The organism is Neobittarella massiliensis (ex Bilen et al. 2018) (assembly GCF_900289145.1).
GTDB lineage: Bacteria > Bacillota > Clostridia > Oscillospirales > Ruminococcaceae > Neobittarella > Neobittarella massiliensis.
In genome coordinates this window covers 68,999-81,257 of sequence record NZ_OKQO01000002.1, presented here as the reverse complement: position 1 = coordinate 81,257, position 12,259 = coordinate 68,999, and the positions used below count along the sequence as shown (strand labels likewise).

11 protein-coding genes are annotated in these 12,259 nt (G+C 55.9%); 2 read left to right on the top strand and 9 right to left on the bottom strand.

The features are described 5' to 3' along the window. Positions 1–394: 394 nt before the first annotated feature. The gene (locus C6Y32_RS03165) at positions 395–1,489 is read left to right on the top strand and encodes a hypothetical protein (RefSeq protein ID WP_105203724.1); all 1,095 of its coding nucleotides are present in this window, start codon (positions 395–397) and stop codon (positions 1,487–1,489) included. A 112-nt stretch (positions 1,490–1,601) separates the two neighbouring features. Beyond that, on the top strand, positions 1,602–3,020 hold the full coding sequence (locus tag C6Y32_RS03160; protein WP_243562484.1) for an MATE family efflux transporter: 1,419 nt from the start codon (positions 1,602–1,604) through the stop codon (positions 3,018–3,020). Between the two features lie 205 nt (positions 3,021–3,225). On the opposite strand, the gene spoIVA is transcribed toward C6Y32_RS03160, so the two are convergent. From spoIVA to C6Y32_RS03120, 9 genes are all read right to left on the bottom strand, one after another. Continuing rightward, positions 3,226–4,701: a stage IV sporulation protein A gene (gene spoIVA, locus C6Y32_RS03155; protein WP_105203723.1), complete on the bottom strand. Its 1,476-nt coding sequence runs from the start codon at positions 4,699–4,701 to the stop codon at positions 3,226–3,228. Positions 4,702–4,717: 16 nt separating this feature from the next. Beyond that, the gene (locus C6Y32_RS03150) at positions 4,718–6,256 is read right to left on the bottom strand and encodes a DUF3794 and LysM peptidoglycan-binding domain-containing protein (RefSeq protein WP_105203722.1); all 1,539 of its coding nucleotides are present in this window, start codon (positions 6,254–6,256) and stop codon (positions 4,718–4,720) included. A 366-nt stretch (positions 6,257–6,622) separates the two neighbouring features. After that, on the bottom strand, positions 6,623–7,471 hold the full coding sequence (locus C6Y32_RS03145; RefSeq protein WP_105203721.1) for a cupin domain-containing protein: 849 nt from the start codon (positions 7,469–7,471) through the stop codon (positions 6,623–6,625). Positions 7,472–7,735: 264 nt separating this feature from the next. Continuing rightward, on the bottom strand, positions 7,736–7,819 hold the full coding sequence (spoVM, locus tag C6Y32_RS15840) for a stage V sporulation protein SpoVM (protein ID WP_105203720.1): 84 nt from the start codon (positions 7,817–7,819) through the stop codon (positions 7,736–7,738). Between the two features lie 50 nt (positions 7,820–7,869). Further along, the gene (locus C6Y32_RS15250; RefSeq protein WP_164998113.1) at positions 7,870–8,010 is read right to left on the bottom strand and encodes a hypothetical protein; all 141 of its coding nucleotides are present in this window, start codon (positions 8,008–8,010) and stop codon (positions 7,870–7,872) included. Positions 8,011–8,067: 57 nt separating this feature from the next. Continuing rightward, positions 8,068–8,697: a thiamine diphosphokinase gene (locus C6Y32_RS03135; protein ID WP_105203719.1), complete on the bottom strand. Its 630-nt coding sequence runs from the start codon at positions 8,695–8,697 to the stop codon at positions 8,068–8,070. Positions 8,698–8,819: 122 nt separating this feature from the next. Beyond that, the gene (gene rsgA, locus C6Y32_RS03130) at positions 8,820–9,698 is read right to left on the bottom strand and encodes a ribosome small subunit-dependent GTPase A (RefSeq protein WP_105203718.1); all 879 of its coding nucleotides are present in this window, start codon (positions 9,696–9,698) and stop codon (positions 8,820–8,822) included. 3 nt (positions 9,699–9,701) lie between these two features. Further along, positions 9,702–11,516, bottom strand: a complete 1,815-nt coding sequence (gene pknB / locus C6Y32_RS03125; RefSeq protein WP_105203717.1) for a Stk1 family PASTA domain-containing Ser/Thr kinase — start codon at positions 11,514–11,516, stop codon at positions 9,702–9,704. Positions 11,517–11,529: 13 nt separating this feature from the next. Next, on the bottom strand, positions 11,530–12,255 hold the full coding sequence (locus tag C6Y32_RS03120) for a Stp1/IreP family PP2C-type Ser/Thr phosphatase (RefSeq protein WP_105203716.1): 726 nt from the start codon (positions 12,253–12,255) through the stop codon (positions 11,530–11,532). Positions 12,256–12,259: the final 4 nt, after the last annotated feature.

The following is a 12,259-nucleotide window of genomic DNA, read 5'->3' as shown; positions in this document are numbered from 1 at the left end:
CCTTTCCGGTTTGGTAAACAGACTAAATTCAAATGACAAAAACTGTCGGGTATCGCCAAAATTCTTATCCAGTCTCTATGATAAACCTTTATTGACCGCCGGTCAACGGATGAGAAAACAGATTTTTAAAGTTAGGCGAATAGACCAGTTTGTGCTGACCATTCCCGGCTGTAATTATCCACTTTTTCGGTATATATTAAGAAACTGTGTACGTTATCGCTCCGGGCCGGCTTGTCTACTTTCTATTTGTATGCCGCTCCCAGCCACAACTTGCCTCATCGCGGAATGCACCTATTCTCCCCTGTACCATACCATCTGCACAAGCACGGCCGCTCTTTTTTGCCCCATCCTGAAAATATCTGCCGAGACGGTTTTCTTAATGAAGATATATAGTATGATAGAGGTGATCTATGTTTTGGTGAGGTGGTACGAGATGTGGAAAAAATGGGCGCCGCTGTTGTGCGCGGCGCTACTGGTATTGCTGGCCGGCTGTGCCGGCGGTGAAAAGAAACACGGGAGCGGGGACGGAGCAAAAAAGAGTGCTGGCCCCACCTATGCCGACCGCCTGTACGACGACACTGGCGGCCGCTATCTCAACGCCCGCTTGGTTCAGGATAGCGACCATCTGTACCTCTGTGGCAACACGGCGCTTTATCAGGTGGACAGAAAGACCGACAGGGCCCAGCTGCTGGTGGAACACGGCAGCGAGATCGGCGCGCTGTTTCGCTACAAGCACTGCCTGTACTACACCGACATTCAGGCAAACAGCGCCTGGGTGTACGATCTGAAGGCAAAAAAAGAGAGCCCTCTGCCCATACCTCCCATCGAGAACATCATCTTGGACGAGTGCCACTGCACCTATCGTGGAGATGATGCCTCTACCCGCTACCGCACCTACTGCCTGGAGCCCGACCCCACCGCCCCCCAGCTGATAGATGATAAGCTGTACAAGGCGGCCGACACCGGCGGCGAGATATTACAGACCATTTTACAGCCGGAAGAAGGGCTCTTTATCCGGGCCTATCGTCCGGAATTCTACCGACAAAACTGCCATATATGGTTGCGAGACATCTCGTATGAAGGGGATGCCATGCAGGTCATCACAGAACTGTATGTACCCGAAGGCGCCTATTATACCGATCTGGCCGGGCAGCTGCAGTTTGCCGGTGTCGATGGAAAAAAGCAGATCGTTGCCGACTTGGGGGACAGCTGTCGGATATACCTGGCCAACTACGATGAGCAGTGGCTATATGGGGTCTGCTCCACCGACCGCCAGGTGGACTTCGTGCAGATCTCCCGCCAAAACGGACAGATGACGGTACTGCCCGCCATGCAGCACGCCTCTGACCAGTACGCCCTGACCCCAGCCGCCCAATTTTCAGTGAACACAGCCGACGGCTGGGTGTACTTTCTGGATGCCCAGCAAGAGAAGCTGATGCGTTTTCGGGCCGCCGAGCCAGACCATGTACAGGCAGAGCCCTTTGCCTGAGCTGCGCAGAACGCACAGCGCACTACAAGCGCGCCCTTATGCACCAGGGGTGGCTTGTTACGGCGGCCCATGTGGTGTATAATAAAGTTGTATTCTATGTGGCGGCAGCTCTTTGGGGCTTGCCGTTGCGCTTTTGTCAGGGGGAATCGATACGGGAGAGAAAAACGACTTTTCCAAGGGTAAGGTGTGGAAGAACATCCTCAACCTGGCGCTGCCCATGACTCTGGCACAGCTCATCAACGTGCTGTACAACGTAGTCGACCGCATGTACATCGGGCATATTCCCCAGGCCTCGACGCTGGCGCTGACCGGGTTGGGCCTTACCTTCCCCATCATCTCGATCATCACGGCTTTTGCCAACCTCTTTGGCATGGGTGGTGCGCCGCTCTGCTCGATAGCGCGGGGCAAAGGAGACCATGAGCGCGCCGAGACCATTATGGGCAACGCCTTCTTTTTGCTCGTGACAGTGGGGTTGGGGCTGACGGCTCTGTTTTTGCTGTTTAAAAAGCCGCTTCTCTATCTTTTTGGCGCCAGCAGCCAAACTTTCCCCTACGCCGACAGTTACCTGACCATCTACCTGTGCGGCAGTGTTTTTGTAATGGTCGGGTTGGGCATGAACAGCTTTATCAACTCGCAGGGGTTTGCCCGCACCGGTATGATGACGGTGCTGCTGGGGGCGGTCGTCAACATCGTGCTGGACCCGCTATTTATCTTTGTGCTGCACATGGGGGTCCAGGGGGCGGCACTGGCCACCATCATTGCCCAGTTTTTGTCGGCCGCCTGGGTGCTGCGGTTCCTCACTGGCAAAAAAGCGATCTACCGCATCCAGAAAAAGACCATGAAACTGCAGTGGCCGCTGGTCAAGGAGATCATTGCGCTGGGACTCTCGAACTTCTGCTTTGCCATCACCAACAGCTTGGTGCAGATCGTCTGCAACATCAACCTGCAGCAGTTTGGCGGTGACCTGTATATCGGTATCATGACGGTGGCCGGGTCGATCCGCGAGGTGGTAAGCATGCCTATCAACGGCGTGACCAGCGGCGCCCAGCCGGTGATGGGCTATAACTTTGGCGCTGAAAAGTACGAGCGGGTGCGCAGTTCCATCCGCTTTACCTCGGTGGCCTGTATCGTGTACACGACTGTGATCTGGATCGTGCTGATGGTGTTTCCCGAACCGTTCATCCACCTCTTTAACAGCGACCCGCAACTGATCAAGGAAGGGGCATCTTCGCTGAATGTCTACTTCTTCGGCTACTTCATGATGGCTTTTCAGCAGGCGGGGCAGTCCACATTCGTAGCGCTGGGAAAATCGAAACAGGCAGTGTTTTTCTCGCTGCTGCGCAAAGTGGTGATCGTCGTGCCGCTGACCATCCTGCTCCCCCGCATGTTTGGTCTGGGCGTGGTCGGTGTATTCCTGGCCGAGCCCATCTCGAACTTTGTGGGCGGTGCCGCCTGTTACGTGACGATGCTGTTCACAGTATATCGGCCGCTGAAAGGCGCCAGCGAGGACCGGGTGACCGCAGATACATGATCTATAACCTGTTTTCTTTAGAAGAGCTACCTTATGGTGGCTCTTTTTTGTTATGTCGATCATTGATGGCCTTTTTAAAAAAACATCAGACAAATCTATAGACCTACACAGCGCAACCCAACAAACCACGCCGGGACTGACCGCAGTCAGTCCCGGCGTGGTTCAGGGAACGGATACGTGCACTTTTTGAGGAGGGGGAGTGCCCCTAGATAATGATGCAGATGAGACCGGAGCAGCCCTCGTTGATGACCCGCTCTACCGTCTCCTGTATCTTGCCGCGCGCGTCTTGGGGCATGCGGTAGAGCTTGTTGTGCAGCCCCTCGTTAACTAAGTCGTGCAGGCTCTTACCAAAGATGTTCGACTCCCAGATCTTGCTGGGGTTCTCCTCGAACTCTTTGAGCAGGTACATGACCAGTTCTTCCGACTGCTTTTCGCTGCCCACGATGGGGCTCACCTCGGTGTTGATGTTGGCCTTCATCATATGGATAGAGGGAGCTGACGCCTTGAGCCGCACGCCGTAACGCCCACCCTGCTTGACGATCTCCGGCTCCTCTAAACTGAGTTCATCGATAGAGGGCATTACGATCCCATAACCGGTGGCCTCGACCTCAGCCAACGCGTCTTTTATCTTGTCGTACTCTGCTTTAGCCGCAGCCAGGTCCATGATACAGGGCATCAGGTCCGACTCGTCGTTCAGGTCCAGGCCCGTATTCTCGGCAATGATCTTATAAAACAGATCCTGCTCCAGACCAATATTGAGCACGGCGGTGCCGGTAGCCAGGTCGATGCTCTTTACATTGACATTGGATATCTGCTCGCAGTCATAGAGCTTTTGGGCGGTGGCGTCGATCTTGGAGATGTGATCGATGCCCTCAAACAGCTCGATGATCTTGCCGAACACCGACTGGCGCAGCCAGTGGTCTTGTTTCAGCGTATTGATCCAGCGTGGCATCTGCACCGAGATCTCTTTGACCGGGAACTCGTACAGCAGTGCTTTGAGGATATCGGTGATGTCCTGCCCGGTCAAGTCAAGACAGTTGAGTGCCAACACCGGCACGTTGTGGCGATCTTGTAGGTATTCCCGCAGTTTTTGAGTTTTATCGCTGCCGGGATGAGCGGAGTTGAGCAGGATGAGAAACGGTTTTCCCCGCTCTTTGAGCTCTTTGATCACTCTGGTCTCGGCCTCTACATAATCCTCCCGCGGGATATCGCTGATAGAACCGTCGGTAGTGACTACGATGCCCACTGTAGCGTGTTCGCGTATGACCTTTTCGGTGCCTATCTCGGCGGCCTGCTCAAAAGGTATGGGCTCATCTGACCAAGGCGAATCGACCAGTCTGGTCTCGCCCCCGTCCAGGTATCCCACGGCGCTGTCGACCACATACCCCACACAGTCGACCATGCGCACCCGGAAATGGGCGCCGCTATCCAGATCCACCTCGATGGCCTCTTCGGGAATGAACTTGGGCTCGGTGGTCATGATCATCTTTCCGGCCGCCGACTGCGGCAGCTCATCTACAGTGCGCTGTCTTATGAAGTCATCGTGGATGTTGGGGATCACCAGCGTCTCCATCATCCGCTTGATAAAGGTGGATTTTCCAGTGCGTACCGGACCCACCACCCCCACGTAAATGTCGCCCGCTGTGCGCTGAGCTATGTCTTTATAGATATCGTGTTGCATGGCTATCCCCCCGCTTTTATTCCGAGACGATCGGGATCAGCAGAGTTCTCTTGTCCCCGATCCGGTCGTCTTCCAAGTCATTAGACTGCATGATGGCATCTACCGAGGTATTGTACCGTTTGGCGATCTGCCATACTTCTTCACCGGTGTCACAGTAGTAGATGGTGAGAGCGGTATTTTTGTCTACCTCTTTGACCGTCTCCTCATCCACGGTGACATCTTCGACCACATTGCCCGAAAATTGCTGGGTGAGCACAGCTTGGCAAGCGATATCCAGCTGCAGCTCGATGGCACCGTCTCCCCCCAGCGACCAACTGATGGCCGCGATCTGGGCATTTAGGTCCACAGCTGCGCTTTCAGCTGATTGACCGGCGGGCAGACGCAATTCGCAGTCGAGATTTTTGTCCTGCACCTGCAGCACCTCATCGGCGCCGCGTCCCAACACTGTGACTTTAATAGTACCGGAAGATACGACGTTCTCCCCTTCGGTGCGGCTGCCCATCAGGTTGAGTTCGCCCCACACATCGTAGATGGTCTCGATGGGGGCCCCGTCAAGGTGCAGCTGTTTTTTGATCTGTACGGTAGTGGGGGCCAAGATCGTCGACGAAGCACAGGCAAACGGTTTTGTCTTGTACTGGTAGTCATAGGTAGTGGAAAACACATCGCGTATCGTCTCGACGGTGGTTTGCTCAAAACAGATAGCGGTGACCTCCCCCACGATCTGGGTGGAGAGTACAGTATTTTCGCCTTCTATATTCTGCTTGAGTTCCACTTTGCTGTCGAGAACGGCCAGACGCACATCGTACTGCATGTCGGAGGTGCACCCGTCGATATCGACCACCTGGCTGACGGGTATGACATAGTCGGCTGTCTGCACGCTGCCATCCTCCATCAGGTAGGTGACGTGGGTCTTACACTCCCCTTTGATGATGACTTTGTTGGTTATAACTTTGTAGTCGCCGGGCTCGATACGGCTCTCGGCGCCGATGACGGCCCGTACAGAGCCGTTTAAGGCCAGATCGGTCTCGTCTTCAGCACTAAAGAGCTTTTGTCCCATTGCCGCGGGGAAGCTGGCTTGCATCTCCTCTTTTTTCTGCTGGATACCACCGCCCTGCACGTCACTGAGTACTGTTTGGGTGCTGACTCCACTGACCTTTACCCGGATGGATACCGAGCTGCGCACCGAGATAGCCCGGGGGTTGGTGGCGCGGCAGTTGATATACTCGCCTTTCACTGCCGTCTCGACCAGATCGCTCTCGATGGGGACTTTGCAGTCTATCTGTTTGGTAAAAGGAATGGTCTGCTCAAAACACTGCAGAGCGCTGCTGTCTTCTGAGGTGTACAGCAGGGTGAACTGCAGGTAGCCGTCGAGAATGACTTTCGAATCTACCTTTTGTTTGTTGACGATGTGGGGCGTGCCGATGCACTTGACGATGCGCACGATCTCTGCCAGATAATCGGGCAGGATGAAATCGCTCTCTACCGTCTGTTCAAACGTCTTGTCTAATACGGCGTTGCCCAGCTGGTAGGTCCTGGTATCTTTTTTCAGCTCCATGGCGTAAAACCTCCTCAAGTTCCCGTTTAATCCATCTTTATTTGGACAGGGAGGGGTTTATGACACCTTATCGCGTGATCGGCCCCACATATTTGTAAAAAATATCGTTTATCCGCTCTCTGCCCTGCTGTGCGATACGTACGGGGACTTTTGGCAGGCCTGCAGACCTCCTGCCGCCGAGCAGCGGCGCGAGTTTTGCGAAGCGAAGGTTTACGGCTCAGTACTGCATCGGGCTATTTTATACGTATATGCGGAATATCTGAAAGAGCCGCCCTGCTCTGCCGGCGTATCGCGACTTTAGGGACTAAATAAAAAGGACCGGGAGCAGATACACCTGCCCCCGGCCTTTTTTATTTACATGGCACTTTACTTTTTCTCGGTCAGTAGCGCTGAAGCGCACTGTACATTGGCGATCGCGCTGACCGACCAGTATGCGAGCATGTGCAGCGGTCGATCGCCGGTAGCTACTATCTTGTAGGGTTGATCGGCAAAGATATAATAGGCGATATCTTTATGCAGGGCAAACACCTCATCGGGAAAGATGAGCAGACCGGTGCCAGCGGTAACAAGGGCCATCTCATCGGCGTTGCGCGAGACATAAAAGCCCCCGCGCTGGCTGGCAGCTGGTTGGACGACTACACGGCCGGAAGAAAGGCCCGGCGTCTCGAGCACAGCCTCGACGGTGGCGGCACCGCACCACAGCTGGTACACTTGGCCCTGGCCGCGATGGGCGATGCGGTACCCGCCGTCACGGCAGTAGTACTCATTTTGATCCCAGCGGCCGCGATCAGCCCCCAGTTGGCCGGGAAAGCGCTCAGTAGCTGAACCGTTGACCCCGATACACAGCTCGATACCCACATCGGTCATATTTTTCAGCCGGTGCGGCTGGCCCTCGGCGTGGAACATACAGTCGCCGGCCTGGACCTGATGCGTACTGCCATCAGGGTAATACTGACGGCCACAGCCGGTGAGCGCATACTCGATCTCGGACCGATTTTCGTGGTACACGTAACCGGGCAGGCTGGGTGAGGATACCCCCGCCCCCTGTATGGCCCGCATAAGGGACATCTTGTCTTCATCAAAGATAGTCTTGCCCAAATTTCCCCGATTGATGGGGCAGCCATCAAAACTGGGAGAAGCCGCCCAGCGAGCCGCTTCTACGTACTGACCGGTGACCAGGTCTTTGCCCACGTCGGTATCCATCACTCTGTACATCCGCTGACATCTCCTTTATCGTTTAGGCCGCATACACATACGGCCTAACGCCTTTTTACCATCATACTGCGGCGCTGATGGCACGTCAAGAACAGCCGGACAGAAGCAGCGATTCGGACTCTTTTTGTTCTGGCTCTATTGGCCCATAGCCGGTACAGCGATTTGCCGAGGCAGAATATATGCCGGCTGGCCAGCTACCTGTTTAGACACACAATAAGCAAAGAGCCGTCTACCTCCCCGCATATGGGGGCAGACGGCTCTTTGTCACCTGTGTTCGTCTTTGATCTTGAAGATTTTTTTTAAGATACCGGACATGAATTTTGAGCTCTTGATCACTACGACTTGCATGCTGTGTGCCCCCTATTCTTGATCGCCCGGCCCCACAGGAGGGGCTGTGTTCAGCAGGAAACGAGCAGGCCCAGTAAAATGAGCACGACTGCCACGACCACCACTACAGAACCGGAGCTGAGACAGAAAGAGAGCAGTAGACCGGCGCCCAGTGTGACCATCATCAGTTTGAGCGCTCTGTTTCGTTTCACGGTCATTCCCCCCTCCTGCCTGTTTAGTACAGTATATACAGAAGGGGCGTTTTTGGTTCATTCCCGCACCAAAAGCACCAGCAAAACACCTTGTTTTACCCCGATCTTGCAGCAGATGTCGGTGAACTCGTTGCTGACCCCAATCGGAAAATGGCTCTCCATCGTGTAGCCGGACAGCGGGTACTTGACCCCCTGCAAACTGACGCCCAGGCACTGCGGGGTGAAACTGAATACCGATAGATAGCGATACCCCTCGTCGGGCAGCAGCACCTCTTCGTCTTGCAACATGAAGGCGCGGGTGCTGGCATCAGCCAGCACGCCGCTGGCTCCCTGCGCCTTTAAATAAAAGAGATTTTGCAAATTGGCGATCGTGTGATCGAGCCGGGCACCGGTACCCCCCAAGATCAAGAAATCTTCGAAACCGCGGCGCAGTCCCTCTTTGAGGGCGATGCGGGTGTCGGTGTCATCTTTGACCGGATCGAACTTGACGGTGGGGATATTGGCGGGGAGGACATCGATAGAGTCGAGATCGCCCATGAGCAGATCGGGCGTTATGCCGGCTTTTTGCAGGTGCCGGTACCCGCCGTCGGCGCAGATGACAAAATCTTGCGGGCCTATTTGCGACCGCAAAAAGTCCACCTCCTCCATGGGGGCGGCCCCCACCACTACACAGCGCGATTTCTCCACGGCTCTTCACTTTCCTTTCTCTGTACAGAGCTCTGGGGCCTCGGGGCCCGCTCGCACAGGGAGGGACAGCTAAGAAAGCCGTCCCCCATTTTTATCGCCGAGACCGCCGTACTGCACGGCCGCTACAGCTGCCAATCTTTGATATCTTTTACTGCCCGGTAGAGGGCCACGTAACTCTGGTGGCGGGAGGGGGCGATCTTGCCCTGCTCCAGTGCGGCCAGCACGGCGCAGCCCTTTTCACAGGTGTGGGAACAGCCTACGAATTTACACTGCCCCACCAGCGGCGCGATCTCGCGGAAGGTGTACTGCAGCTGATCTTTTAATATGCCTTCCTGCCGGTGCAGGTCCACATCGGAAAAGCCTGGCGTATCGGCGATATAGCCGCCAAAGGGCAGCTGGAACAGCTCTACGTGGCGGGTTGTGTGCCGACCGCGGCCCAGCTTTTCGCTGGTCTCGCCGGTCTTGAGGGAGAGGCCCAGCCCCAGATGGTTGAGCAGGGTGGATTTGCCCACCCCCGAATTGCCGCAAAAGGCGGAGACTTTGCCGGCCAGACAGTCGAGGACCTGCTGCTTCCAGGCTTTTTGCTGGTAGTCCACCTCGATGACGGTAAAGCCCGCCTGGCGGTAAATATCAGCCACCCCGGGCAGCTGGGCCATATCCAGCTTGGTGAACACTATGATCGGCTCGACATCTTTATATTCGGCGATCGAGAGCAGCTTGTCGACCACGAACAGGTTGGGCGACGGACTGACTGCCGACACCACCACGATGAACTGGTCGATATTGGCCATGGGCGGCCGGATAAAGGCGTTTTTACGGGGGGAGATCTCCTCGATGACCCCCTTCTCGTTTTGATCGACCGAGATCGTGACCTCGTCGCCCACTGCCGGGCTGAGGCCGCGCTTGCGAAAAATGCCTTTGGCACGGCACTCGATCAGGCCGCTGCCGCACTGTACATAGTAAAAGCCGCTTATAGCCTTTAAAATGCGCCCGTTCATCATCGGTTACTCACCTTCTTCGCCGCTGTCAGCGCTGGAACCGGAGCTGGAGCTGGACTGGCTGGACGAGCTGGAGCTGGAGGAAGAGCTGCTGGACTGGCTCGAAGAGGCGGCGGGCTCTTTTCCCTCGCTGATCTGGATAGAGACTACCGTACCTTTGGCCACTCGGATGCCTTTGCTGGGGTTTTGGCTGACGACTTTGCCTTTGTCGGCATCGCTGTCGGTGTAGACGTTCTCTACCCCGCCGATGGTCAGCCCTTTGGCCGACAGTGCGGCGCGAGCGCTGGACTCGGACAGGCCTATGAGATTGGGCACCTCGACCAGTTCATCCTGGGGCTCCTCTTCCTTTTCGGCCCCGTCGCTGACGACCAGTGTTACGGTGCTGCCTTTTTTGACCTCGGTACCCGCTTCGGGATCGAGACGGATGACGTACTTGAGCGGCACCGTGTCGCTCTTTTCGCGGGTGACGCTCACCACCAGGTCCATCTTTTCCAGCTGGCGCTGGGCGCTGGAGGCCTCGACATTTGAGAGGTCGGGGATCTTTACCACCTCGGGGCCCTTGCTGACTTTTACAGTGATGGCCTGCGATTTTTTGATCTTGGTGCCCGCGCGGGGCGATTGGGAGATGATGGTCCCCTTTTCGACCTTGTCGCTGTAGGCCTCTTCTTTTTTGAAGGTGTAGTCTTTATACTGCTCTTTGGCCTGGGTATAGGTGAGGCCGGTCACCTGTGGGACCGATACCTTTTTGCCGCCGAACACGCCGGTGTTGACCAGCACCATGCCGATGATGAGCAGCAGCGCCGCCACCAGAAAAGCTGCAGCCACACCGCCCAGCACCACCATATTGTTGACCTTTTTTTTGCCCGGTTTGGCGCCGGACGTTTTTTTGCCGGCCTCTGGCGGCTGGGTCTGCTTTTCACGCACGTCTTCGATGGCGTTTACGTATTTGGTGGGTTCGGCGTCGACGAAATACTTGTACTGGAAGCTGATGGAGGGGTTCTTTTTAAACTCCTCGATATCCAGGAGCATCTCTGAGGCCGACTGATAGCGCAGATTTACATCTTTCTGCATGGCCTTTAAGGTGATCTCCTCCAGCCCCTCGGGAATATCAGCGTTGATAGAGCGGGGGGATACCGGTTTATCGGATATCTGTTTAATGGCCACACTGACGGCAGTATCGGCCTCGAAAGGCAGCTGGCCGGTGAGCATCTCGAAGAGGATGACCCCGGTGGAGTAGAGATCGGCTTTGGCGTCGGTCTCGTCACCGCGGGCCTGCTCGGGGCTGATATAGTGCACCGAACCGATGGCCTTATCGGTGATGGTGCGATTTTCGCTGCGGGCAAAGCGGGCGATGCCAAAATCCATCACCTTGAGCGAACCGTCGGGCAGCAGCATGATGTTCTGCGGCTTGATATCGCGGTGGATGATGCCCCGGTCGTGAGCGTGTTGCAGCGCCCGCAATATCTGCTGCGTGAAGTGGACGGCATCTTTCCAGGTGAGCACCCCCTGCTGCTGGATGTACTCTTTTAAAGTGATGCCGTCGATGTGCTCCATGACGATGTAGTTGATGCGGTCGGTAAAGTTGACATCGAACACCTTGACGATGTTGGGATGGGAGAGCAGGGCGATAGCCCGCGACTCGTTTTTAAAGCGGCGGATGAACTCCTCGTTCTCGGCAAACTCGTCTTTGAGGATCTTGACCGCCACTGTTTTTTGCTCGAGCAGGTCGGTGGCTTTGTACACGTTGGCCATGCCGCCGATGCCGATGATCTCCTGCACCAGGTAGCGGCCATCCAGTCTTTTTCCGATATATTTGTCCATAGTGACCTGCCCCCTAACCGATCAAAACTGCAGTGGAGTTGTCGCTGCCGCCGCGGGCGTTGGCCTCGTCGATGAGCGCCTGGGCCGCATCGAAAAAGTCGTGTTCGCGCACCAGCTGCCAGAGTTCGCGGTCATCGATATGACCGGTGACCCCGTCGGTGCACAAAAGCAGGATATCCCCATCCTGCAGAGGGATCTCGTCGTAGTCGATATCTATGTTGCGGTTGATACCCACCGCCCGGGTGATGACGTTGCGCTTGGGGTGGTTTTTGGCCTCTTCGGGCGAGATCTGTCCCTGGTCTACCAGCACCTGTACCATCGAGTGGTCGCGGGTGAGCTGCACGATATCGTCTTTTTGCAGTAAGTAGGCGCGGGAATCGCCCACATGGGCGATATGTGCCACCGAGTCTTTGACCACACAGGCCACCAGCGTGGTGCCCATGCCAGCCAGTTCGGGCTGCTCCATGATCTTGTCGATCATCAAGTTGTTGGCCCGGGAGATGGCCACCTCTAAAAAGTTTTTGAGCGACCCACTGGGCAGCTGGTCGAGGCCCTCGTCCACCGACTGCTCGAAGGCGTCGACCACCAGTTTGCTGGCTATAGCGCCGCCCACCGCGCCGCCCATACCGTCGCACACCACCGACCAGATGGTCCCGTCGGCCAGAGCGCCGGATTTGGCGCAGTCTTGATTTTGCTGCCGCATAACACCGGTATCGGTTTGAGATACGATCCTAAGCATACTG